This is a genomic window from Natronorubrum thiooxidans (assembly GCF_900156475.1).
GTDB lineage: Archaea > Halobacteriota > Halobacteria > Halobacteriales > Natrialbaceae > Natronorubrum > Natronorubrum thiooxidans.
Genome location: NZ_FTNR01000001.1, coordinates 192,570 through 216,907 on the forward strand (window position 1 = coordinate 192,570; position 24,338 = coordinate 216,907).

Here is a 24,338-nt window from a genome sequence, read left to right on the forward strand (position 1 = left end):
CCGATGGGAACGGTTAGCGACTCTGTTCGTCGCCGTCGGTGTCGTATCGTTCCGCGGCCGACTCGAACCCCAGTTCCGCATGTTCGCGTCCCCGGCGCTGTTCGAGGGCGGCGATCGCCTCCGGATCGCGAGCCGCGTCGTCGGTGATCCGCGCCCACGAGGTGTGGACCTTCGCGTGACACCACCGGCAGAGATAGACCGTAATCTCGTGGCTCAGTTGTGCCCCGTCGCGGGCATAGGAGAGGTGGTGTTCCTCGAGCAGCGAGCGCTCGTCGTCGTGGGCCAGCCGCTTTTCCTCGAGGCCACAGCGGACGCACTCACGCTCCCGGTTGCGCGAGCGAAAATGGGGACAGCCCGCCCACGTGTCGTCGGTTTCCGGGTTGACGACGGGACAGGCATACTCCTCGTCGGCGCGCTCGCGGGCGAACTCGGGGTCGTGGCTGTAGTGCTCGAGGGCGTACCGACACTGACCCTCGCCGGTGAGATGGTCACAGAGGCCCGCGAACTCGTAGGGGTCGTCGACACCGACCGAGGTTCCCTGTGGCGTTTTTTCCATGTGCGGTTGCCTTCCATTGGGGAGGCCAGTAATTGAATCCCATGGGCGTCATCCGGACGGTTGGCCGTCACGGCGTTGCTCGGACGATGAGTCGATGAGCCTGCGCTACCGTAGCACTCCGTCAGTTCACATTCCATTGCACGACAGCCCTGCGATGGGTGCCTCCATCGGGTCAGTTGTTACTGCTGTGGTTCAGTTGAGAGTTGCCGTCCTTTCCTCGCGAGTTCTTCGTTCGCATTCGCGACTCGCGTGAACCGATCAGAGAGGTGGACGACTTCGATGTCGGACTCATAACGAACGAGCCCCTCTGTTTCCAGTTTGGGAAGTCGGACGTGTGCGAGATCAACATATACCTCGGTTTGATCCGTGTTTTCTACCGCCGCGATCCGCTCGACAAGCGTTTCAAGTCCGAGTGGCTCTTCTGCCATCGAAAGGAGCCGAAGCACGGTCCACGAGCGTGTATCCACCACGAGTTCTGCCAGTAGCTGCGCATCCTGCGAGAGTGGTTCGTTTCCCATGTCAATGATCTGTCGTTCATCAACAGTTCCGATTGCCGTAGCGGAGTGATGCCGCTCGTTCAAAATTGCTGTGTATAATGAAACGACGGTTCCACCGAGCACTCCGAGAATCACTAACTCCCCGGGTTCGATGAATGTTCCACCACCAACTCGTTCGGCGATGATGTAGCCGATGAGAAGTGCTCCGGCAACGCCACCACCGACGAGACACCACGTAGCGATACGCCAGCTATCCGAACGGCTCAACTGTTGTGTTGCCACCCAGTACCCGCCATACACGATGGAAGCAGCTGGAATACTAACGAGCGCAACTTCGAACATCCAGACAGGTACCGGCTCAGGATGGGCGAACACGTATCCGATTCCGGTGGCCCCCAGTAGGACACCAATAGCAGTGACAAGCCACGACGGGGCGTCATACTGCGTAATTGCATGCTTTAGTGTGAGTGTGAGCCTCATGGGTTCAACGGGTGCTCTAGTCTCAGAACCTATGAACTTTTCTTGAATCTATGAGAGAGAGTTGTCTCTAATTTCAACAGCGGTGCCTCGAGCCCGTCGAGAAGACTTTTGCCACCCGCCTCCCGACTCGAGGACGTGCGGCTGGTTCAGTATTCGACACCCGACAGCGAGATGGGTCCGCAAACGGAGGGCAACGGCACTGTCCAGCGCGACGTCGTGGCGACGGACGTCGACCTCGCGGCGTCGATCCTGAGTCAGGCCCGCGGGCTGATGTTCCGTCGGTCGATCCCCGACGACTACGCGCTCGCGTTCCGGTTCGACACCACCAAAACCCGTGACGTCCACATGCTGTTCGTCTTCGTCCCCATCGACGCGGTCTGGGTCGTCGACGACGTCGTCCAGCGCGTCGAGCGGCTCTGGCCGTGGCGGAGCTTCGAACGCGAGCGGTGTGACCTGCTCGTGGAACTCCCTGCCGGCGCTGGAGCCGCGATCGAGCCCGGGGATCGGCTCGTCCTCGAGTCGCCCTAAAAGCGTTATTCGAGGACCTCGAGTCGGCCGTCTCGAACGCGGACGTCGAGCAGACTGGTCACATCTCGGGAGATGTCCGCGTGATCGGCGTCGACACGCCGGAGCACGACCACGATGTCGACGAGTTCGGCTTCGACGGTCTCGAGGGCGTCACAGACGGCCTCGATCGTGCCGCCCGAGGAGAGGACGTCGTCGACCAGCAGGACGCGATCGCCTGCGTCGACACCATTGAGGTAGAGTTCGCTCTCGCCGTAGCTAGTCTCCTTATGGACTGCGACCTCCTCTGGAAAATCATAGGATCGCTTGCGGACGACGACCAGTGGCACGTCGGTCGCGATCGATAGCGCTGTCCCGTGGTGAATGCCCATCGCTTCCGGCGCGACGATCTTGTCGACGGCCTCGAGGTCGACGCGCTCGCTGATGCCATCGGCGATCGCACGCAACACTGCCGGCTCGACCGGCGGAATCCCATCGGTGACACCGTGAACGAAGTACTCGTAGCCGTCCCGGTCGACGACGGGGGCCTGTCGAAGCGATCGCGCGAGCGGCTCCAGGGTTTGGTCCATACTCGAGTCGTGCTACGCGGGGGAGATGAAAGGTCGTTCCGGTGGGAACCGGTCGCGCTCACTGTTGATACGGTCGTGAGGACGGGACCGTGCATCGGGACCGGCGGATTTAAGTCATCATAATTCATTAGTGGCTGATACCATGGCACGAGATTCGTTCTCAACGCCGGAGTCCGAGGATAGAGGAAGTCGGGGCAACCCGGCTGGGCGTGAAATTCCACGACGAAACTAATCGCAGTGTATCACTCTTGCCTGTAACTCACTCCGCCGAACAGACGATTCCATCCGATCGTACAGTCCGCCTTCTCGACACGACGCTTCGCGACGGCGAACAAGCACCGGGAGTCTCGCTTTCACCCGACGAAAAAGTCGAGATCGCCAACGCCCTCGAACGAGCGGGCGTCTCCGTCATCGAGGCGGGCAGCGCCTGCACCGGGGCGGGTGAACGGCAGGCGATCTCGCGGGTCACCGACCTCGATCTCGATGCCCGCGTCACCAGCTTCTGTCGCGGGATCCGGACCGACATCGATCTCGCACTCGAGTGTGACGTCGACGGGATCCATCTCGTCGTTCCCTCGAGCGACCGCCACGTACAGGACAAGGTCGGCACCTCCCGCGAGGACAACCTCGAGAAAACCGCCGAACTCGTCGAGTACGCCGTCGACCACGATCTCTGGGTCGAGGTCATCGGTGAGGACGGCTCTCGAGCCGATCTCGACTACCTCGAGCAACTCATGGGGACCTCACTCGACGCCGGGGCCGACCGGGTCTGTTTCGCCGACACTGTCGGCCACACCGGCCCCGAACGGACCGCTGAGGCCGTCTCCCGACTCGCCGACCTCGGCCCGGTCAGTGCCCACACCCACGACGATCTCGGACTGGGTGTCGCCAACGCGCTGTCGGCCATTTCTGCCGGGGCCGACCTCGTTCACTGTACCGTCAACGGCCTCGGTGAACGGGCCGGCAACGTCGCCCTCGAGGAAGTTGCGATCGCGCTGTCGCACGTCTACGGCGTCGACACGCTCGAGCTCACGGAACTGTACAGTCTCGCCCAGACCGTCTCCCGGGCGACTGGCATCCAGCTGCCGCCGAACAAGGCCGTCATCGGCGAGAACGCCTTCACCCACGAGAGCGGCATCCACACCGACGGGACGCTCAAGGACGACAAGATGTACGAGCCCTACGCCCCCGAGACGGTCGGCCGCGAGCGCCGACTCGCTCTCGGCAAGCACACGGGCCGGGCGGGCGTCAAAGCGACCCTCGAGGAACACGGCGTCGATGCCGACGGCGACGAAATCGCAACGATCGCAAACCGCGTCACGGAACTCGGCGACCGCGGCCGTCGGGTCACGGACGCCGACCTGCTCGCGATCGCCGAAGACGTCACCGGTGATGACCGCGAGCGCGTCGTCGAACTTCTCGATCTCACCGCCACGAGCGGCGGAGCCGTCCCGACCGCGAGCATCCGTCTCGCCGTCGGCGGCGAAGAACGCGTCGCCAGCGGAACCGGTTCGGGTCCCGTTGACGCCGCCGTCTCCGCGGTCCGCGAGGCGCTCGGCTCGATGGCCGATGCCGAACTCGAGTCCTACCACGTCGACGCCGTCACGGGCGGCACCGACGCCGTCGTCACCGTCGAGGTGACGATGGTTCGAAACGATCGCTCGGTCACCGTCGCGCGCAGTGAGGCCGACATCACACGCGCGAGCGTCGAGGCGATGGTCGACGCGCTCGATCGACTGCTCGCGTCCGATCCACAGCCGCTGACGCCGGCAGACGACTGACACGCCCGTTGGCAGGGTTGTCAACGCAAACACGTTCGGGCTCTATGATCCCGAAACACCGGGATACGAGTTCTCGAGGACTTCGAGCTCGCGTCAGTGAAACGGCTGTCGACTGAGGATTCCCCGCGGATCGAACAGATAGACGACGGCCAGAAACAGTGCAACGATGACGACGAACAGCCGAGCGAACGCGTTGGCCGAGTCGGGAACGCCGGGCTCGAGGGTGATCGCCATCAACGCTGCGACCCCGATCCAGAGGCTGCCGACGATCAGCCGTTGACGAGTGTCCATACGTGGGAGTGTTCCTCGGTCGTTATCAAGCCGACGAGTCGATTCGACGGCTCGTCATCGACATCGATCAGAAGTCGGGGCCAACAGTCCCATCGTCGAGGACGTCCTTGCGGTTGTCCGTCTGGCCGACCTGATCGTAGGCGACTGGTCCCTCGACCTGTTCTGCGTTCGGTCCGGGCTGGTTGCCGAGATAGACGACGTTCGGGTTGGTGCCGACGTCCTCGAGGAGCTTAAATCGTGAATGTGGGGTGCCGGCGAACGCCTCGAGTCGGTCCTGGGCGAGGTTCTCACTGGGGCCGTCGAACTCCTCGTCCTCGTCGGACTCTTGGGCAAGGTTGAGTTCGACGAGCACGTCTTCGCTCTCGAGGTCGAGCCCCTGTTCTTGGAGGACGCCAACCAGATCGATGATCGCTGTTTCCTGCTCGACCAAGGTGTTGTTCTGCTCGTTTTCGGGCTGGTCCTCCTCGGCGAGGATTTCGACAGCTTTCACGAGCGCGATCGTCTCCTCGTCTAAATCCTCGACAGCGTCGACGACGGCGTCCAGGTCGTTGTCTCCGCCGCCGAGCGCACTTTCGACGTCTTCCGTCGCCGGGAGCTGTGCCTCGAGTCGGACGATCGCTCGACTCTTTGCGGCGTTGTCAATATACCGCTGTGGGTCACTGTTCGGATCGTTCATATCCCCGAACTGGATCACTTCAGGTGGACAGGCGTCCTCACAGGCGGTTCTTCCGACGAGTTCTGGACCCTGTGTTCCATCCTGGCGGGTCGCACAGAACGTACACTTTTCCATCACACCCCGTGGACCGCGGCTGTTGACCGGCCGGTCGCGCTCGTCGTAAATATGTTCGTCGTCGATTTCCTCCTCTGGGACGTTCGGCTCCTCCCACTGGAAGTAGTTGACGCCGTACGGACAGGCGACCTGACAGTAGCGACAGCCGATACAGACGCCGTAATCGGTCAGGACGAGGCCATCCGAGTCGCGGGTGTGACGGGCCGTTGTCGGACAGACCTTCTCACAGGGGGCATCCGTACAGTGCTGGCACGGCCGAATGAGGCGATTGGTGAACTCGTCGCTCGTCGTATCGTCCTCGTAGTCGAGGATGTACATCCAGTTTGCGCCCTGATCCCAGTTGTGTTCGTCAGCACAGGCGACGACACAGGCGAGACAGCCGTCACAGTACTCGAGGTCGAGTGCCATTCCCCACTGGACGCCCTCGTCCGTCTCCTCCGAGTCATCCGCCTCCTGTACGGCGGCAGCCTCCGGGCTGTCTCCATCGCCACCGCCCATGGCCGTCCCCCAGGCACCGAGGCCCACTGCGCTGGCACCACCCATTTTCTTCATCACGTCGCGGCGTGACTCCCCGTCGACGCCGAACCGTGAGAGCGTTTGCTCGAGTCGCCCCGCCTCCCGTTCGGCCTCGATCTCGTCGGCCATCGGTCGATCGTCCTCGCCGAACTCCGCGACGATATCCTCGTGATACCGGTCGTAGAACGCCTCTTCTGTAAGCTCCCCCTCCGTGACACGCATAGCGTCTTTGGCCATCTCGAGGCCCAAATCGGCATCGTACTCGGTCTCTGCTATCGCTTCCTCGAGGCTATCTTGCCACTGTTCCCCGAGTGGATGGAATGTCTCCCGATCTACAGTCCCATCGTCTTCGTCTGAACTCACCATCGCTCACCTCCGGATTCGGCATACTGCTCACGATCCGTCTTCATTGTCAAGCAGTGTGGCTACCAGAGCGGCATTCATAAAAAACGTGCTTGCGAATGACACACTAGCGACAACCGGGCGGACACCACGTACTATCCGTGGGTCTGTCCGCTCGCCTCGAGAGTGATGCGGACGACAGTTTTGACGCGGAGAGGTCGACGTCTGTCGTGGTACAAGTATTACGCGCCGCTTTTCGCCGTATTGTGTCGTGAAAAGCGCCGAGAGGGAGATTTGAACTCCCGAGTCCGTGAGGACAGCAGATTTCGAATCTGCCGCCTTGGCCGGGCTAGGCTATCTCGGCTCACCTATTTCTACCCGGGTGACGTTTTTACCCGTTTCGATTCTTCGCCGCGAGTGTGACTCCGTCACGCGCTGTCGATCTCGAGTGTTGAGACGATGGTCTGGTGGTCGCCCGGCGGTTTACCCGAGGATATCGCCGACTCGTCGCGGTTCGCCCTGAAGGGTTGGCTGGTCGGCGACGATTTGCAGGACTTCGTGGTCGGTGACGTCGTAGTACGACTTCTCCGTGGCTTCCTCAATAAGTGCTTTCTCGAGGCGGAATTCGGTGCCGTCGTAGACGACATCGACGCCGTCGTCGTCGAACGCGAGGGTTGTCATGGAGTGGTGTACGCGATGGGCAACTAAAAGGGAGGCGACCTGAAACGGATCTCGTCTGCCGTTCGTCAGACGGACGGCAGACGACGCGCGAGGTTTATTAGTTGATACCTCCTTTAGGCCGAAATGTGGCCTTCAGTAGGGACCCGCTCGACGAACTGATCGTTCCCGACGGTACGCAAGCCAAGGAAGTCGCCCTCGAGACCGACGGTGATATTTTCGTTGGCGGTCGGTCAACCGTCGAGTTCGGGGTGCGTGGCCGGAACGTACTCGCCGGCGAGAGCGTCACGTTCGGCGGTGCCATCGAAGCCGAGGGTGACTGCCGGCTCGATATGTGGTGTGACGTCGCCGAGAATGTCCTGGTCGGACAGGACGCCTACATCGGCGAACGCGTCCACGTCGGCGGTGAAATGAAAGTCGCGGGCGATCTGGACATCGGCGATGACGTCGAAATCGAGGAAGGGTTCGAAGCCAACGGCTGGATCGTGATCCGAAACCCGATGCCGACGATCGTCTTCCTCTTCGTCTATCTCAAACACCTCCTGCTCATCGGTGAAGACGAAACCGCCCAGCAACTCGTCTCCGAACTCGTCGACGAAGAGGCGGAATCCGACACCGAACCGCTCGTTATCCCCAAAAACGCAACGGTCAGCGACGACGCCTGGCGAGTATCGACGCCCGCGACGATCGGCGACGACTGCCGGCTCCACGGAAACGTCCGCGCCGAGACGATCGACGTCGGGACGGGGACCACGATCTTCGGCAGTCTCCGGGCTCGCGGCGACGTCACCGTCGGAGATGGGAGTCGAATTCACGGTGATGTGACCACCCGCGACGGGAACGTCGTCATCGAGGGCGATGCCCGGATTCTCGGCGATGTCTCGTGTGCCGACCTCAAGGTCGGCCCGGATGCCGAGATCGATGGAACGATCCGCGCCGCTGGCGAAATCACGATGGGAACGACCGAACCCGAACGCGAGTAAGCGACCGGCAGTCAACACTGCAACCGAACGCCTTCCGTTCTTCGAACCGACGGCACTGATCGACAGGAGTCCGTCTCAGTAGATCAGTTCGTCGTCGTTTTCGACCATGTACAACGTTCGAGCCGCGATGTTGACCGCGTGATCGCCGACGCGCTCTAAGTCCCGGATCGTCAACAGCAGTCGAGAGACGTCCTGAAGCAGCGCTTCGACCTCCTCGGGAGTGTCGAGTTCGCGCTCGATCAGGTCCCGAACGACGATCTCGCTCGCCCGCTCGGCGAACTGATCGAGGTCGTCGTCGCGGGCGGCAAGCTCTCTGCAGGCGTCAATGTTTTCGGTATCGTAGGCGATCATCGCGTCCTCGATCATCGCCAGCGTCAGTTCGCCCATCTCCTGGACGTCGACATCGGGAAAGAGGTCCTCTTTGGCGTCGAGGGTATACTCCCCCAGATTGACTGCGAGGTCGGCGATCCGTTCGAGGTCGGTGATGATCTTGAACGAGGCAGCGATAAACCGAAGGTCGCTTGCCACCGGCTGTTGAAGCGCCAACAGGTCGATACAGTCCTGCTCCAGATCGAGATACATCCGGTTGATCTCACCGTCGCCCTTGATCACCTCGTGGGCCATTTCGTTGTCCTTCTGCTCTAGGGCGTCGAGCCCCATCCGAAGCCGCTCCATGACGACTTCACTCATGTAGAGGATGTCCTCACGGAGTTCCGTGAGTTTCTCTTGATATGATTTCCGAGCCATACTGCAGAAAGCTTGCCCGATGGTCATTAGACTTGTGCTCAAACGAAACTGTGCAGAAACGGTGACGGCTCACGCCGCGCGGTTCGCACACGGGTGTCCGGTTGCGGGTATATCGATGAACGCGAGTCTCAGCCGAACTTGCCGGTGATGTAGTCTTCGACGCGGTCGTGTTCGGGGTTTTCGAAGATCTTGTCTGTGTCGTCGAACTCGACGAGTTCGCCGCCGGTCAGGAAGACGGCAGTCTTATCGGAGATACGGGCGGCCTGTTGCATGTTGTGGGTGACGATAACGACCGTATACTCTTCGGCGAGTTCCTCGATCAGGTCTTCGATCTTCGACGTTGCGACGGGGTCAAGCGCCGAGGCTGGTTCGTCCATCAGGATCACGTCGGGGTCGGGCGCGATCGCACGAGCGATACAGAGTCGCTGTTGTTGCCCGCCTGAGAGGTCCAGCCCGCTCGAGTCGAGTTGAGCTTCGACCTCGTCGAGTAGCGCCGCGCGCTCGAGCGCTGTGTGAACTTTTTCGTCGACGTCACCGTCGTCTTTGCCCTGGACGCGGAGGCCGTAGGCGACGTTATCCCGGATCGATTTCGGGAACGGGTTGGGTTTCTGGAACACCATGCCGATCTTCCGGCGCAAGGCGACGGGGTCGACGTCGTCGTCGTAGACGTTCTTGCCGTCGAACACGAGTTCGCCGTCGACATGGGCGGCGTCAACGAGGTCGTTCATCCGGTTGATCGAGCGCAGGAACGTCGACTTCCCACAGCCAGACGGCCCGATGACCGCCGTCACTTGCTTTTCGGGAATCTCGATGTCGACGCTGTCGAGTGCCTGCTCCTTGCCGTAGTAGACGCTCAGATCACGTGCCTCAAGGAGCGTCCGCTCTGTTGCTGACCGCTCACCAGTGTCTATATCGGTGCTGTCGGTGAGACCGTCGGTTCCCGGCGTCGGGGCTGGCTGGTCGTCGCTCGATTCCGTATCCGAGGACAGCAATTGTTCATCACTCATTGTCATGTTCGCTGTTGATAGCGGTTCCGGATGACGATCGCGATCGAGTTGATCGTGAGCAAGACGATCAGCAGCGTGACGACGCCGGCGGCGACGACACCGTACTGGAACTCCGTTTCAGGGTACGATGCCCAGGTGTAGATCTGTAGGGGCATCGCGCTGACCTTGCTTTCAAAGCTATTCGGAATGCCGAATACGGTTGTCGGCGCGGCGATCATGATCAGCGGTGCGGTTTCGCCGATCGCCCGTCCCAGCGCCAGGATCGTTCCGGTCATGATACCGGGCATCGCCCGTGGCAGGACGACGTTCCGGATCGTCTGCCACTTTGTCGCACCCATACCGTAGGAGGCCTGCCGTTGTGAGTCGGGGACCGCGCGGATCGCCTCCTGGGCGGAGATGATGACGATCGGCAGGATGAGCAAGGCGACGGTAAATGCCGCGGCGAGTACCGTCCCGTATCCGAATCCGAGAAGACCCACGAACAGCCCCAGACCCAACAACCCGTAGACGACCGAGGGGACGCCCGCGAGGTTGGCGATGTTGAGCTGGATAAATCGCGTCAGGAGTCCGTCGTTGGCGTACTCCTCGAGGTAGACCGCGGCGCCGACACCGACCGGGAACGTGATCAACGCGATCAACAGCATGATCGCGATGGAGCCGACGAGTGCCGGCAAGAACCCCGCTTCGTAGGGGTCCGGATGCGGCGGACTCGTGATAAATCCCCAGTTGAGCCAGCCGACTGCATCGACGGCGACGTTGGCCAGCAGGGCTGCAAGCGAGACGATTCCAACGAGTGTCGCCGCAAGCGCCAGCAGGCGGAAGGCGACGTCTTTCGTCCGGCTAACCTGTCCGAAGTCGGTATCAGTGGGTGTGTCAGTAGCCATTATCGATACTCCTCCCGGTAGCGCGATGCAACGAGTTCACTGACGAGGTTCATAGCGAAAGTGATAACGAACAGGGTGAGTCCGACCGCGAAGAGACTCTTGTATGCTTCTCCCTGGCCGACAATGTCACCGGTCCCGATCTGGACCATCGCGGCGGTCATCGTCTGAATCGAGTTCAGGAACAGTCCTGCAGGATCAGTCACGTCGACCAGCCGCGGGGTCTGTCCCGCTGCGATGGCGACGATCATCGTCTCACCGATCGCTCGCGAGAGTGCGAGGATGAACGATGAGAAGATGCCCGACACCGCCGCCGGAACGACGACGGATGTCGAGACGGTAAACTTCGTCGCGCCGAGGCCGTAACTGGCCTGCCGCAGGGAATCCGGAACGGCGCTCATCGCGTCTTCACTGATCGACGAGACCATCGGGATGATCATAATGCCGACCATGATCGACGCCGACAGTGCGTTGAACGTCGATAACGGCAGGAACGTATCCAGCGCCGGTGTGACGTAGACAAGCGCGAAGTAGCCGTAGACGACCGTCGGCACGCCCGCAAGCACCTCGAGCGCCGGCTTGAGGTAGGCTCGGCGGCGCTCGGAGGCGTACTCGCTCAAGTAGATCGCCGTCAGCAGGCCGATCGGGAGCGCAACGAGCGCCGACCCGACCGTGATGACCAGCGTCCCCGAAATCAACGGCAAGACGCCAAAGGCGACGGGTTCGTTCGTCGGGCTCCACCGCGTGCCGGTGAGGAACTCGACGAGCGAAATCTCCGCGAAGAAATCGACCGCGTCGACGAGCAGCGTTAGGATGATCGCGACGGTCGTCAGGATCGACAGCAGCGCACACAGCATGAAGAGGTAGCGAAACGCCTTCCCGCGTGCCGTCCGGATTCCGTCGTGGGAGAAGTCCGGTTGGCTCATGCTGTCACCTCCTCAATTGCCTCCTCGAGTCGCTCGAGGTCCTCGTCGCGTTTCTCTTCGGTGATCGGGACGTAGCCGACCTCGGAAACGAGGTCCGTCGCGGCCCGTTCTATGTAGAAGCGAGTAAAGTCACGGACTGCCGGTTCCGCGAGCGACTCCTTGGCGACGTAGATGAACAGCGGCCGCGAGAGGGGCGTGTACTCGCCGGACATTGCCGTCTCGATCGACGGCTCGACGCATCCGTTTCCGTCGTCGATCGAGACCGCCTTGATCGAGTTCGGATTTTCGCTGTAGAACGAAAAGCCGAAGTATCCCATCGCGACCTCCGATCCGCGAACGCCCTGGACGATCGTTCGGTCGCGTTCGGTCGCGTAGTAATCGCTTCGGTGGTTGACATCCTCGCCGAGGACCGCCTCGTTGAAATAATCGAACGTCCCCGACGTCGTGGCAGCGCCGTACAGTTCGAACTCTTCGTCGGGCCAGTCGTCGTTAATATCGCTCCAGCGCTCGGCACCGTCAGCGCTCCAGATCTCTCGGAGCTGTTCGACGGTGAGACAGTCGACCCAATCGGCGTCCGGATTGACGACGACCGTCAGTGCGTCGGTCGCGACGGTGAGTTCTATCGGTGTAATACTATTTTTCCCACACTGTTCGATTTCGGCGTCGGCAATCTCTCGACTCGCGTTATTAATATCGGTTCGTCCTGCACAGAAGAAGTTCCCGAACCCACCACCAGTCCCAGTCTGACTGATCGAGACGTTGATAGTCGGGTATTCTTCGGAGAAGGCGGAACCGATCGCCTCGGTCACGGGAAACACCGTACTGCTCCCCGCGATATTTACTTGGTCACCCTCCGTAGCGAGAATGCTGCTACAACCAGCGAGGCTGCCGGAGAGGGCAACGCCCGCCGCGGCGAGAAAATCACGCCGACCGACCGCGGTCGGCAGCGACGCCGTGGAATCTCTCGACATCATCGAATCGAAGCCGCACTATAGGTAAGTAGACTACTATGATTGCTATATAGCAATATATATTCTACAGAGTGCCCGGCAGCTAGAGAGACGACGGCGAAATTACGCCGCTAAACCGTATGTATGACAATGGTTGCCGCTACGATCATCTCACTCGAGTGAATTCGATCGCTACGATAGTTGTGTGTCCAATACGTAGCCAGGCATATATAGACAAAAAACCGATCGATCGTTCGGACGCTTTACCCGAATTTACCGGTGATGTAGTCCTCGACGCGGTCGCTTTCGGGGTTTTCGAAGATCTTGTTCGTGTCGTCGAACTCGACGAGGTGACCACCGGTGAGGAAGACGGCGGTCTTGTCAGAGATGCGGGCGGCCTGTTGCATGTTGTGAGTGACGATGACGACCGTGTACTCCTCAGCGAGGTCCTCGATTAGGTCCTCGATCTTCGACGTTGCGACCGGGTCGAGCGCCGAGGCTGGCTCGTCCATCAGGATCACTTCTGGGTCGGGCGCGATCGCGCGGGCAATACAGAGGCGCTGCTGTTGCCCACCCGAGAGATCCAGCCCGCTCGAGTCGAGTTGATCTTCGACTTCCTCGAGTAGCGCCGCGCGCTCGAGCGCTGTGTGAACTTTTTCGTCGACGTCACCGTCGTCTTTGCCCTGGACGCGGAGGCCGTAGGCGACGTTATCACGGATCGATTTCGGGAACGGGTTGGGTTTCTGGAATACCATGCCGATCTTCCGGCGCAAGGCGACGGGGTCGACGTCGTCGTCGTAGACGTTCTTATCGTGGAAGTACAGGTCGCCATCGACGCGGGCGATGTCGATGAGATCGTTCATACGGTTGATCGACCGCAGGAACGTCGACTTTCCACAGCCCGAGGGCCCAATGAGTGCCGTCACCTTCCGCTCTGGGATGTCCATGTTGACCCCGTGAAGTGCTTGATCGTCACCGTAGTAAACGTCGAGATCACGGGATTTGATGACGGCATTGTCGACGCGTGGCGAGCCCAGTGGCGCGTTGTCGGTCATCGTCGCGTCCGAACGCGAACCACCCGGGTCGGACGCCGATACGGATCGAGAGCTGCCGCCATTCGCAGTCATATGTGCTGATTAAGCCTTGGGACTCACGCAATTACCTGTTGCGGAATTCGCCTCGAGAGGGTCACGACTGCAAAACGGCCGCTCGGTGTCCGGTTTTGACTGTTGGCAATCAGCCGTCAGTGTCGAGACTGGAATCGCCACTCGAGTCCGTCTCAGTGGCCGCCGGGTCGGCTCGTGGCAACTCGAAGACAACGGTCGCTCCCGTGCGGTCGGAGCCGTCACTGTCGATGCCCTCGGCACCGTTCTTCTCGACGGTATCGGCGTCGCCCGAGCCGACTGACGGAATGGAGAGTTGGCCATCGTATCGGCTCACGATCCAGTCGATCAGCCACAGCCCAATCCCACCGGTGTGTGTCACCTGAGAGATCGCTCGGTTACCCGTGACGATGGCGGCTTCGTCGGCGGGAATCCCGGGGCCGTCGTCCTCGACTCGAACACGAACGCGATCGGCCGTCGTCTCGACGGTGATGCCGACGGTCGGCTCCGGGCCGGCGTGGTCGGCGGCGTTCGCAAGCAGTTCGTCGATTGCCGCTTCGATCTCCGACCCACAGGCCGCGACAGCCTGTGCTGGGGCCGTGACGGTTATTTCCGGACTCGTTGCGTCGTCCTCTCGTGTAGCAGTAAATTCCGCGACGCGGTCGCGAACGACGGCTGCGAGGTCTGTTCGTGGGACCGGTTCGCCCATTGGATCGAGCAGGTCCTCGGTCATCCGCGCTCTGTCGGCCAACTCGAGCAACTCCGCCGTCGCCAGCCGGATCTCTCGGGCCGACGCTTGCTCGTCGGCCTCGAGGGCCGCTTCGAGATCTGCGGCATGCCCGGAGACGACGTTGAGCGTGTTCCGAAGGTTGTGTCGCAGGATCCGATTCAACACGAGCAGCATCTGTTCGCGCCGTGCCAGTGCGATCGACAGACGTTCGAGGGCGTCGTCGATACGTTGCCACTCCGGCGCGCCAGCGAGCGACGGGCCGTCGTCGTATTCGCGTCGCTCAAGCGCCCGGACACGATCGACGAGACGACCGATGTGGCGCAGTTCCGACGTATACACCCACGCGCCGAAGACCACGATCGAGCCGAGCAATGCGACCGCAGAGACGGCCTGAAAGAGTACGAGTCGGTTGATCCGTGCGTCGACGGCGTCCTGATCACGGTGGGCCGTTACCGTCCAGTCGACGACCTCGAGTGTCTCGCTATGGGAGACGGTCTCGTCGAACCGATCGGCCGTCGTATACAGCGTCCGATTACCGGCCTCGACGGTGATTGCGTCTCGGTCGTCGTTGCCGGCCAACGAGTTGAACAAGCTCGTTTCATCGAGATAGTACGCACCGTTGACCGAGCCGACTACCTCGCCGTCGTCGACGAGCGGCGCACTGATGACGACAATCGTGTTTCCCGTCTGCGCGCGGAACGGATCGGTGATGTACTGCTCACCGTCCAGTGCCGCCTCGACGTACGCCTGCTCGCTGAGGTCCGTGCCGACGATGGGATCGGTCTCGCGTACCGGCCTCGTCGTCGTAAACGACTGCACTGTTCCCGTTTCGTCGACCACCGTCGCGCCATCGAACACTGACGCCGAAACGAACTCCTCGAGTTCTCGGTCCTGACGACCCGTCTCGTGTTCCGCGAGATCAGGGTTGATCGCCGCGACGGCGACGGTTCGGCGTTGTTCTCTGAGTCGTTCATCGAGGACCGACGCCGACAGGTTTGTCCGGTCAGCGACCGACGTTTCCGTACTCTCGTCGACCTCGGTTCGGTGTGCATCGAACGTGACGACGAGCACGCTACCGGCTACGAGAACGACGACGAGAAACACGATCCCGAACCGGTATGCGAGCCTCATTTGAACGTGCCCTGGTAGGCGGTACAAATAATGCCTGTATTATTCTTACGGCACGTGACAAGTAAATCGAACGAACACGCAGTGCCGAGAGATTCGACCGAGAGTCGTGTTCGGCGATTCGACCGCCGTCGTGTACCCTGTCAAGGGTCGGCCTACATATATAGGAGTTAATATACATATCCTATCTTCCTGTGGATACCATCGATACAAAACTGATAGACAAACGGCAACAAAACTTACTCAGGCGTTCGAATAGTGACTACTCTCTGTTTATACTCGTCTCTATAGTGTGTGGTAGTTTTATAAACGTCCACTCGAAAACCAAGCGATATGGAGACGCGTAAGGTTCAGGTAACGGGTGGCTCAACGTATACCGTATCGCTCCCGAAACCCTGGGCGACCGACAACGACGTCAGCGCCGGAACGGTCGTCGAATTCTATCCGGAACAAGACTCCCTGCTACTGACACCACAACGGGAGTCCGACCGACAGGAGGGGACACTCGAGATTACCGATCTCAAAGGCGAACAACTCACTCGAGCCGTGATGACGATGTACGTCAGCGGCTTCGATATCATCCGCCTCGAGGCGAGCCGTATCACGACTGACCAGCGCAGCGCGATCCGAAACGCCACACAGAGCCTCGTCGGCGTCGAAGTGCTCTCGGAGACGACCGACAGCGTCGTTATTCAGGATCTGCTCGACTCCTCCGAACTCTCGATCGTCAACGCCGTCTCGCGGATGCGCCTGATCGCGCGGTCGATGCTCGAGGACGCCGTCACCGCGCTTATCGAGAACGACGAGGACATTGCTGAGGACGTCATCGAACGCGACGACGACGTCGACCGGCTCTGGCTGGTCGTCTCGCGGATTTTCCGGGCGACGCTGCGCTCGCCGCGGGCTGCCGAGGAGCTCGGCGTTCCCAGAGAGGACTGTTTCGACTATCACTCGAGTGCGCGCCAACTCGAACGCGTCGCTGATCACGCCGCCAAGATCAGCAAGCTCGCGCGCAAACTCGACGAGATCCCCGAAGACGTCGCTGATGCGCTCGTCGGCCTCCACGCGGACGCCTCGGACGTCCTCGAGAAGTCGATGGACGCGCTGGTCGCCGACGACACCGAGGAGGCGAACCGATTGGGACATGCCGCCCGCGAGGCCGTCCTCGAAATCGACGACCACACGCGGACGATCGACGACATGCTCCGGGGGCTCGACTCCGTCCAGGCGCAGTCGCTTGGGTTGATCGTCGACTCGCTCTCTCGCAGTGCTGACTACGGTGGCAACATCGCCGAGACGGCGCTCCAAAAGGCCGCCCCACGGCCGTGAGTTGTGGGAGTACCGTCGTCATCGAAACCCGCTTGAACGCGGAAATGAACGACAGCGTCCGCTTACGGAACTGAAAACGGTAGGAGTGGTCAGGTAAGAACGACAGTTCTACTCGAGGAGAACGGCGTTGACCTGTCCGGTCTGGCCGGGGCGGGACGTGACGCGTGCCTGTCCTTCGGAGGTCTCGATGACGGCACCTTTCGTGATGATGTTTCGGCGGACGTAGTTCGGGTTGGCGTCGTTTTCGACGACGTCCTCGATATCGGCGGAGACCGTCTCGTCGCCTTTGTTGACGCTGACGACGTTCGTCGCGAGTGCGCGCGTCTTCGTTTCGTTGCCGCGGACGTCGATGGTACGGAATCGTGGCTCGCCGACCTGTGTCTCCGTCGGCAGGCGACCGAGTTCGTTTTTACGGCGTTTGCGTACGTTCTTCAGTCGGCCACCGGTTCGCTTTCGCGTAGAGCGTCCCTGGTTTTGCATACTCGACTAAATTGCTGGGGTATACTTGAATGCACTGCTATGCGGTTTTCCGACGAGCAGGCGCGTTGGTCTGCTCTCGGCGCGAACTACTCGCGTTCGACCAGACAGTACGCGTGACCCGGTTCTTCGAGTCTCGTCTCCCGGTCGTCGTCGTAGTAGTTCGAAAACACGCCGCGTTCCGCGTAGTAGATCCGGCCGTCGATCGGCACCGGCGCGCTGGTGACACGACCTCGATTCTCGACTCGCCAGCACCGGTCTCCCGTCTCCTTGTCGAGCGCGTAGAGATATGAATCGTACGAGCCGACGAGTACCGTGCCCGCGGTGACGGTCAATGCACCGATGACCCGACCGTTGACGTCCGCCGACCACCGCTTCTCGCCGGGTTTGGCGTCGATCGCATAGACGTATCCATCGTCGCTGCCCATGTAGACGACGTCCGCGTCGACGTCGACTGCCGGGTTCGACATGATCGAGCCGTCGGTCTCGAACGCCCACTCGAGCGACCCGTCCTCGAGATCGAGACAGTAGAAATTGTCGTCCCAGCTGCCGACGTAGCCGTAGCCGTCGTGGGCGGCGACAGTGCCCTTGATTTCGGCACCGGCGCGGAACTGGCCGCCCTCTTGCTCCTCGCCGTCCGCGTCGGCCTGAAACGACCACGCGAACTCGAGGGAGGGAAACGTCCAGCAGTAGACAACGCCGTCGTTCGAGCCGGCGAGGATTCGGCCCGCCTCGAGGTCGATCGTCGGCGACGGATGGGCCTGGCCCCACACGCGGTCGTCGCTCCAGATCGGCTCGCCGGTCTCGGGATCGATCGCCCACAGCGCCCCGGAGGATGGCGAGCCGTACTCGGCGATGACGTACAGCGTCTCGTCGTAGTAGGCTGGACTCGAGCCGATCGCGAGTGTTCCCTCGAGATCGGCCGAGCGGGTCCGCCAGACCATGTTGCCGGTCTCGATATCGAGTGCGTAGAGGTCGCCGTCGTAGCCGCCGATGTAGGCGGTGCCGTCGACGATCGCTGCCGAGCCGTGAAATCCAAGGCCCGTCGCGTCGGTCTGGACCGACCAGCGTTGCTCGCCCGTTGGCGCACGCGCGTAGACTCGGCCATCGTCGCCCGCGAAAACGATCGTCTCCCCATCGGGCGTCGGCACGGGACTGGCTTTGGCCGCGGTATGGCCGACACGGTTGATCGGGAACGACCAGTCGACGCGCACCGACGCCGGGACGACTTCGTCGGGGTAGTAGCCGAGCCGACGCAGCCCACGCCGGAACAGCGACACGTCGTCGTCGGGATGGGTTGCGTACTCGGAGACGGAGTCGGCCGGGTCCACATCGGTGCAGGTCGTGGTGACCGGGGCAACACTGTCGACGTCCGCTCTCGGCAATTCGACACAGCCGCCGAGTCCCGCCGTCGTGGCCGCGGCGCTCGCACCGAGCAATCGGCGACGCGAGAGGCCAGCGGACCGGTCGGACCCGCGCTCGGATACCGCGTCTCGGTTCGGAAATCGCATTGGTTTCTAGACGTCTCGAGTGAGACTCGCAAAAACCCAATGTTTTCGCAGTCGTCACGAATGCAACGACGGTGAGGCCCGCTATCGCGTTCGAGGCAACACGCTTATACGACGGTACGACAGTCCGATAATATGACAGATTCAGACCTCCGCCGACGGGACGTTCTCGTCGCGGTCTCGGGCACCTCCCTCCTGCTGGCAGGCTGTACAGAAAGCGATGCCTCGACGTCGGGCTACGGAACCGCCTACGGGCGCGAATACGGATCCGGAGGCGAGTAATCGTGGGCGACCGAACACCGCGACTCGGACTGGGCACGTTCGAGGACGGCGAAGCGTGGGACCACACCGACACGGTCGAAGCCGTCGACGAGCACGCGATCGTTCGGGGACCGATCGCCGACCGGCCGGCGTCGGGCGAGTACGACGACGAACTGTACCACGCGACCGATCAGGGGATTACCTGGCGCTGGGACGTCTCGACCGAGGACTGGGTCTATTTCGGCGGGCAAGGGTGTTCGGACCAGCCGGTGCCGGGGACGAGTCACTTCGACGCGGCACAACTCGTCCACGCACGTACCGCGGAGACCCCGGTCTGGAACGTCGAGGCCCACGGGATCGAGGGCGACGGCGAGACCGAGGTCGGCCAAGACGTCCACGAACTCCTCGCAAAAGTCGAGTCGGCCGGCGGTGGGATCGTCTACTTTCCGCCCGGCCGGTATCTCCTCGAGCGGACACCGCTGATCGGCGACGATACGATCGTGCGTGGTGCGGGTCGCGCGACGGTCTTCGAAGGAACGCGCCCTGACGGCGGGGAAGGGCGAGCACTCCTGTCCAACAGGGGCTACGACACGGTCGGATACGGTGGCGCATCGAACTGGGGAGTCTGCAACGTCCGCATCGATTCGCCGGCGTCGAACGGGATCATGCCCGCCCACGCCGAGAACGTCCGGCTCGAAAACATCTACGGCGACCAGATCTACTATCATCACATCGACGTCGTGTCGTCCAAAAACGTCGTCATCGACGGCTACTGGGCGACTCGAGGCGGCGAAGCCGGGTCGGACGCACCGATCCAGTTCGATAACCAGACGTCGGAGATCGTGTCGAACAGCGTCTGGAACGGAACCGACGAGCTGCTGGCCGGGAGCGACGGGGCCCCGACGCGAAACTGTACCCTCGAGAACTTCGAGATCGATCCGGGGAACGGCCCCGACTACGGCGTCCACATACACCGGAACGGAAACGAGTCGATCACGATCAGCGACGGCTACATCACCGGCTGCCTGTCCGCGGCGATCAGGGGCGATACCGGCGACGAGATCGCCGATCTGACGATCGACTCCGTTTCGTGTATCGAGAACGCGAGAGGTATCTCGCTCGGCCAGATCAAAGGCGGCCGGCGAGAGCTGACGATCAACAACGTCACCATCAGAACCGACAACAGAGGGCTGGCCGCTGGATCGGGAATCTACGTGGGCGGATTCGACGGCACCGAGATCGCAAACACCATCGTCGACGGCGAGTTCACGAACTCGATCCTCTTCGACGATATGGATGACCTGAAGCTGAGTACCGTCACCGCTACGGGCGCTGACAGTCAGGCGTTCCGGTTCCGGGAGAACGTCGACGCGACGCTGACGACCGCCCGCGCAGCGGACTGTGGCGATGCCGGCATCTACTCGGGACCCGGCTGCAGCGTCGCCTACGGCGGCGTCTCGTTCACGAACGTGGGACGCGAAGTCGTCGTCGACGGGGCGCTGCGGGAGTGGACGTCTTCGTAATCAGGTTACTCTTTTTGGGCGTCGACGACGGCCACACCAGCCAGGTTGACGATATCTTTGACTTCGTCGCCCCGCTGGAGGACGTGGACTGGCTCGTCCATTCCGACGAGCATCGGGCCGATGGCGTCCGCGCCGCCGAGGCGCTGGAGCAGCTTGTAGCCGATGTTGCCCGACTCGAGGTTCGGGAAGACGAGCACGTTCGCGGGCTCCTCGAGTTCGGAGAAGCCGTAGGTACCCTCGAGGATGTCCTCGACGACGGCGGTGTCGGCTTGCATCTCGCCGTCGACGGGGAAGTCGATCTCGGGGTCGTCTTGCAGCATGGTCGCAGCTTTTCGGGGCTTGCGAGTGCCCTCGTTGTCGACGCTGCCGAAGTTCGAGTACGACAGCAAGGCGGCGCGTGGTTCGACGTTGAACCGTCGAGCGAGCTTGCCCGTCTGTCTGGTAACTTCCGCCAGCACCTCCTCGTCGGGGTCCTGGTTGACCGTCGCGTCGGCCACGAAGAACACACGGTTTTTGAACGTGAGCATGTAGACGCCGGCGGCGTAATCGACGTCTTCGGCGGTCCCAATCACCTGCAGCGGCGGGCGCAGTGCCGAGGGGTAGTGATGGGAAAGGCCGGTCAGGAGCGCGTCGGCGTCGCCCTGTTCGACCATCACGCTGCCGAAGTAGTTCGAATCGCGTTCGATGAGTTCACCCGCTTCGGTCCGCGTGACACCCTTTCGCGCGCGCAGTTCGTGCAGGCGGTCGGCGTAGCTCTCGTAGTCGCCGACGGATGGATCCGCGACCTGTGGATCGAAATCGAGGCCGAGATTCGCCGACGTCTGTCGAATCTCGCTCTCGTCGCCGATGAGGATCGGCAGGGCAACTCCCTGCTCCTGGATCTGGTAGGCCGCCCGGATCATCTTCTCGTTTTCACCCTCCGCGAGCGCGACCGTCTTGGGGTCGCTCTTTGCCTTGTTCAACACCACGCGCATCATCTCGCGGGATTTCCCGAGGCGAGCCTCGAGTTCCTCTTCGTAGGCCTCGAGGTCGATCTCCGTTCGTGCAGCGCCGGACTCCATCGCGGCTTCGGCGATCGATGGGGCGACGCGGAAGAGCACGCGGGGGTCGACCGGTTTCGGGATGATGTAGTTGGGACCGTACTGCAGCGGCTCGTCGCCGTAGGCCTTGACAACGGCGTCGGGGACGTCCTGGCGCGCGAGGTCGGCGAGCGCCTCGGCACAGGCGACTTTCATCTCCTCGTTGATTTCGGTGGCACGCACGTCGAGTGCGCCACGGAAGATGAAGGGGAAGCCGAGGACGTTGTTGACCTGGTTCGGGTAGTCCGAGCGGCCGGTCGCCATGATGACGTCGTCATCGCGGGCCGCTTTGGCCTCCTTGTAGCCGATTTCGGGATCGGGGTTGGCCATCGCGAAGATGATCGGGTTATCCGCCATCGACGCGACCATCTCCTGGGAGACGATGCCGCCAGCCGAGAGGCCGACGAAAACGTCTGCACCCGCCATCGCGTCCGCGAGGCTGCCTCCGGGGATATCACGGGCGAACTGCTGTTTGTACTCGTTGATGTCGCCCGCGTTTGCGCGCTTTTCGGTGATGATCCCCGAGGAGTCACACATCGTGATATTCTCTTTCTGGATGCCAAGCGAGACATAAAACCGCGCCGTCGCGATGGCACTCGCCCCTGCACCCGAGAACGTAACCTCGAGGTCCCCGAGGTCTTTGCCGGCGACGTCAGCGGCGTTGAGCAGTGCAGCCCCGGAGATGATCGCGGTGCCGTGTTGGTCGTCGTGGAACACCGGGATGTCGAGTTCCTCGCGCAGGCGTTCCTCGACGGTGAAACACTCGGGGGCTTTGATGTCCTCGAGATTGACGCCGCCGAAGGTCGGCTCCATCATCGTGACGGCTTCGACAATCTTCTCGGGGTCTGCCTCGTCGAGTTCGATATCGAAGACGTCGATATCGGCAAAGCGTTTGAAGAGGACGCCTTTGCCTTCCATGACGGGTTTCGACGCCTGTGCACCGATGTCACCAAGACCGAGCACGGCAGAACCGTTCGAGACGACACCGACGAGATTGCCCTTGGCTGTGTAGGTGTAGGCATCGGCCTCGTCCTCGTCTATTTCTAGACACGGCGCGGCGACGCCCGGCGAGTACGCAAGCGAGAGATCGCGCTGCGTATTCGTCGGTTTCGTGGTCGAAATCTCGATCTTTCCAGGTGGATCGGTTCGGTGGTACTCCAATGAATCCTCGTCTAATCCCATACCGGGGACACTGCGGGGAACTACTAAAAACAATGCGAAGGTGAGTTTCGTCAATTGTCGAATGTCCAGATGGTGTGAGGGTGCAATCGCGATGATGAGAGAGTCCTCAAATGCGACCGTTTTATACGCACCGCGACAGTGTGGTGGGGTATGGACGTCGCGCTTGGTGGGACGTTCGACCCCGTCCACGATGGCCATCGCCGGCTGTTCGAACGGGCGTTCGAACTCGGGGACGTGACTGTAGGATTGACAAGTGACGACCTCGCACCGAAGACACGACACGTCGAACGACGTGTTCGATCGTTCGACGAACGAACGCAACGGCTCGAGACCGAACTCGAGCCACTCGCCGCTGCACAGGACCGCGAGTTCGAGATTCGTCGACTCGAGGAGCCGACAGGAATCGCGACCGAGCCACAGTTCGACTATCTGGTCGTCTCTCCGGAGACTCGAGACGGTGGCAAACGGATCAACGAGATCAGGCGCGAACGGGGATACGACCCACTCGATGTCGTCGTCGTTCCCCACAAACTCGCCGAGGACGGCGATATCATCTCGAGTACGCGGATCGTTCGCGGCAAGATCGACGAACACGGAACTGTTCTCGAGGGCGACGAGACGGACAACGCGCCGTAACGGACGAAGACGACAGGCGACGGACTGTTACACTCGATTTCGGCCCCGTATCATACGATTACTATGGGATAAGTTACCACTTCACTGAGAAACCGACTAAAACAGTCAGTCCTACCACCGTGGTGGCTCGAGACCGGCTTGCTCGAGTAGGTCCTTCCAGCGCGACTGAATCGAGAGCCGCGAGACGTCGGCCGCATCGGCGACTGTCCCCTGGGTTCGGCCGTCGCCGGCGACGAGCGACCCGGCGTAGATACTCGCCGCGAGAACGGCCCGTTTCGAGCGGTCGTCCTCGGGCACGTCCGCGAGAAAGAGATCCATCGCACACGACCGCGCGTCGGTCGATAACTCGAGGCGATCGGCGACGGCCTCGAGTTCCTCGAGCCACTGTTCGTACTCGATACGATCCCGTGCGCTGTGCATACACAAGGATATCCTCGCGGCGCGAATAAAGCCACGGGTTGACTGTCTCATAAGTGTATCAGTTTGAATATACGACGGTGGTGATAGCGAAGACCGTACTGTCCAACACGGTACTACGGCAGGGCAACGTTTCGATACAAACGACTAGCCAAATCAGCTGTTCACTGTCAGCTTCACTAGGATACGACTACTAAAGCAGTCTCCATCCAACGGTAGAAGCGACGCCCGTCATCCGTTTCGGTGTACGGTTGTCCGTCCATGAAAGAACCCACCTGCAAACTCGTCTGTACCGGCTGCGGCCTCGAGATGCCGTATCGAGATCGGTCGCTGGCTGAACAAGCAGCGGAGTTACATCAGCTTCGCGATTCGGAGCACGTCACGTTTATTGTGCCGCCGGATTGGTCTCCCGAGGAGCCAGTGAAACAATGCTGACGCGGACCGAC

24 protein-coding genes and 1 tRNA gene are annotated in these 24,338 nt (G+C 61.5%); 7 read left to right on the top strand and 18 right to left on the bottom strand.

From position 1 onward, the window contains the following. Window positions 1-13 precede the first annotated feature (13 nt). Both BW940_RS00995 and BW940_RS01000 read right to left on the bottom strand, forming a co-directional pair. On the bottom strand, window positions 14-556 hold the full coding sequence (locus BW940_RS00995) for a DUF7097 family protein (protein ID WP_076607313.1): 543 nt from the start codon (window positions 554-556) through the stop codon (window positions 14-16). Window positions 557-735: 179 nt separating this feature from the next. Then, entirely contained in the window at window positions 736-1,533 is a 798-nt protein-coding gene (locus BW940_RS01000) for a DUF7344 domain-containing protein (RefSeq protein WP_143823847.1), read from the bottom strand. A gap of 135 nt (window positions 1,534-1,668) precedes the next feature. On the opposite strand from BW940_RS01000, the gene BW940_RS01005 reads away from it, so the two are divergent. Beyond that, window positions 1,669-2,061: a DUF192 domain-containing protein gene (locus BW940_RS01005; protein ID WP_076607315.1), complete on the top strand. Its 393-nt coding sequence runs from the start codon at window positions 1,669-1,671 to the stop codon at window positions 2,059-2,061. A gap of 5 nt (window positions 2,062-2,066) precedes the next feature. Here BW940_RS01005 and hpt read toward each other — a convergent pair whose 3' ends face one another. Next, a complete protein-coding gene (gene hpt / locus BW940_RS01010) occupies window positions 2,067-2,627 on the bottom strand; it encodes a hypoxanthine/guanine phosphoribosyltransferase (RefSeq protein WP_076607316.1) in 561 nt (186 codons plus the stop codon). 248 nt (window positions 2,628-2,875) lie between these two features. On the opposite strand from hpt, the gene BW940_RS01015 reads away from it, so the two are divergent. Continuing rightward, entirely contained in the window at window positions 2,876-4,408 is a 1,533-nt protein-coding gene (locus tag BW940_RS01015) for a (R)-citramalate synthase (RefSeq protein ID WP_076607697.1), read from the top strand. Between the two features lie 93 nt (window positions 4,409-4,501). Here the strand turns inward: BW940_RS01015 and BW940_RS01020 are convergent, their stop codons facing one another. From BW940_RS01020 to BW940_RS01035, 4 genes are all read right to left on the bottom strand, one after another. Continuing rightward, window positions 4,502-4,699 (bottom strand): hypothetical protein, encoded by a 198-nt coding sequence (locus BW940_RS01020; protein ID WP_076607317.1) that lies wholly within the window; start codon window positions 4,697-4,699, stop codon window positions 4,502-4,504. Between the two features lie 67 nt (window positions 4,700-4,766). Further along, window positions 4,767-6,371, bottom strand: coding sequence for a 4Fe-4S ferredoxin N-terminal domain-containing protein (locus BW940_RS01025; protein WP_076607318.1), 1,605 nt, complete (start codon window positions 6,369-6,371; stop codon window positions 4,767-4,769). Window positions 6,372-6,626: 255 nt separating this feature from the next. Beyond that, window positions 6,627-6,711 (bottom strand) — tRNA-Ser (locus BW940_RS01030). Between the two features lie 119 nt (window positions 6,712-6,830). Further along, entirely contained in the window at window positions 6,831-7,028 is a 198-nt protein-coding gene (locus BW940_RS01035) for a DUF5800 family protein (protein ID WP_076607319.1), read from the bottom strand. Between the two features lie 125 nt (window positions 7,029-7,153). On the opposite strand from BW940_RS01035, the gene BW940_RS01040 reads away from it, so the two are divergent. Then, window positions 7,154-8,008 (top strand): polymer-forming cytoskeletal protein, encoded by an 855-nt coding sequence (locus BW940_RS01040; protein ID WP_076607320.1) that lies wholly within the window; start codon window positions 7,154-7,156, stop codon window positions 8,006-8,008. 75 nt (window positions 8,009-8,083) lie between these two features. Here BW940_RS01040 and phoU read toward each other — a convergent pair whose 3' ends face one another. The 7 genes from phoU to BW940_RS01075 all read right to left on the bottom strand — a co-directional run bounded on the left by phoU (window position 8,084) and on the right by BW940_RS01075 (window position 15,483). After that, window positions 8,084-8,755, bottom strand: a complete 672-nt coding sequence (phoU, locus tag BW940_RS01045) for a phosphate signaling complex protein PhoU (RefSeq protein WP_076607321.1) — start codon at window positions 8,753-8,755, stop codon at window positions 8,084-8,086. Window positions 8,756-8,883: 128 nt separating this feature from the next. Then, on the bottom strand, window positions 8,884-9,762 hold the full coding sequence (gene pstB, locus BW940_RS01050; RefSeq protein WP_076607322.1) for a phosphate ABC transporter ATP-binding protein PstB: 879 nt from the start codon (window positions 9,760-9,762) through the stop codon (window positions 8,884-8,886). 2 nt (window positions 9,763-9,764) lie between these two features. Continuing rightward, the gene (gene pstA, locus BW940_RS01055; RefSeq protein ID WP_076607323.1) at window positions 9,765-10,646 is read right to left on the bottom strand and encodes a phosphate ABC transporter permease PstA; all 882 of its coding nucleotides are present in this window, start codon (window positions 10,644-10,646) and stop codon (window positions 9,765-9,767) included. Beyond that, window positions 10,646-11,569 (bottom strand): phosphate ABC transporter permease subunit PstC, encoded by a 924-nt coding sequence (gene pstC / locus BW940_RS01060; protein ID WP_076607324.1) that lies wholly within the window; start codon window positions 11,567-11,569, stop codon window positions 10,646-10,648. The genes pstA and pstC overlap by 1 nt, the downstream gene beginning before the upstream one ends. Continuing rightward, entirely contained in the window at window positions 11,566-12,540 is a 975-nt protein-coding gene (locus BW940_RS01065) for a PstS family phosphate ABC transporter substrate-binding protein (RefSeq protein ID WP_076607325.1), read from the bottom strand. The genes pstC and BW940_RS01065 overlap by 4 nt, the downstream gene beginning before the upstream one ends. A 242-nt stretch (window positions 12,541-12,782) precedes the next feature. Further along, window positions 12,783-13,646: a phosphate ABC transporter ATP-binding protein PstB gene (pstB, locus tag BW940_RS01070; protein WP_076607326.1), complete on the bottom strand. Its 864-nt coding sequence runs from the start codon at window positions 13,644-13,646 to the stop codon at window positions 12,783-12,785. Between the two features lie 109 nt (window positions 13,647-13,755). Further along, window positions 13,756-15,483: a sensor histidine kinase gene (locus BW940_RS01075; RefSeq protein WP_076607327.1), complete on the bottom strand. Its 1,728-nt coding sequence runs from the start codon at window positions 15,481-15,483 to the stop codon at window positions 13,756-13,758. Between the two features lie 330 nt (window positions 15,484-15,813). On the opposite strand from BW940_RS01075, the gene BW940_RS01080 reads away from it, so the two are divergent. Further along, the gene (locus tag BW940_RS01080) at window positions 15,814-16,809 is read left to right on the top strand and encodes a phosphate signaling complex PhoU family protein (RefSeq protein WP_076607328.1); all 996 of its coding nucleotides are present in this window, start codon (window positions 15,814-15,816) and stop codon (window positions 16,807-16,809) included. 108 nt (window positions 16,810-16,917) lie between these two features. Here the strand turns inward: BW940_RS01080 and BW940_RS01085 are convergent, their stop codons facing one another. After that, window positions 16,918-17,289 (bottom strand): 30S ribosomal protein S8e, encoded by a 372-nt coding sequence (locus BW940_RS01085; RefSeq protein ID WP_076607329.1) that lies wholly within the window; start codon window positions 17,287-17,289, stop codon window positions 16,918-16,920. 86 nt (window positions 17,290-17,375) lie between these two features. Continuing rightward, a complete protein-coding gene (locus BW940_RS01090; RefSeq protein ID WP_076607330.1) occupies window positions 17,376-18,797 on the bottom strand; it encodes an outer membrane protein assembly factor BamB family protein in 1,422 nt (473 codons plus the stop codon). 132 nt (window positions 18,798-18,929) lie between these two features. Here BW940_RS01090 and BW940_RS21420 point away from each other — a divergent pair, with 132 nt between their 5' ends. Further along, window positions 18,930-19,076, top strand: a complete 147-nt coding sequence (locus tag BW940_RS21420) for a hypothetical protein (RefSeq protein WP_159440148.1) — start codon at window positions 18,930-18,932, stop codon at window positions 19,074-19,076. Window positions 19,077-19,078: 2 nt separating this feature from the next. Next, on the top strand, window positions 19,079-20,578 hold the full coding sequence (locus BW940_RS01095; protein ID WP_076607331.1) for a glycosyl hydrolase family 28-related protein: 1,500 nt from the start codon (window positions 19,079-19,081) through the stop codon (window positions 20,576-20,578). 5 nt (window positions 20,579-20,583) lie between these two features. Here BW940_RS01095 and BW940_RS01100 read toward each other — a convergent pair whose 3' ends face one another. Then, complete coding sequence (locus BW940_RS01100; protein WP_076607332.1) at window positions 20,584-22,839, bottom strand: NADP-dependent malic enzyme; 2,256 nt, start codon at window positions 22,837-22,839, stop codon at window positions 20,584-20,586. A 150-nt stretch (window positions 22,840-22,989) separates the two neighbouring features. On the opposite strand from BW940_RS01100, the gene BW940_RS01105 reads away from it, so the two are divergent. After that, a complete protein-coding gene (locus tag BW940_RS01105; protein ID WP_076607333.1) occupies window positions 22,990-23,475 on the top strand; it encodes a phosphopantetheine adenylyltransferase in 486 nt (161 codons plus the stop codon). Window positions 23,476-23,586: 111 nt separating this feature from the next. Here the strand turns inward: BW940_RS01105 and BW940_RS01110 are convergent, their stop codons facing one another. Further along, window positions 23,587-23,895: a transcription initiation factor IIB family protein gene (locus BW940_RS01110; protein ID WP_076607334.1), complete on the bottom strand. Its 309-nt coding sequence runs from the start codon at window positions 23,893-23,895 to the stop codon at window positions 23,587-23,589. Window positions 23,896-24,338 lie beyond the last annotated feature (443 nt).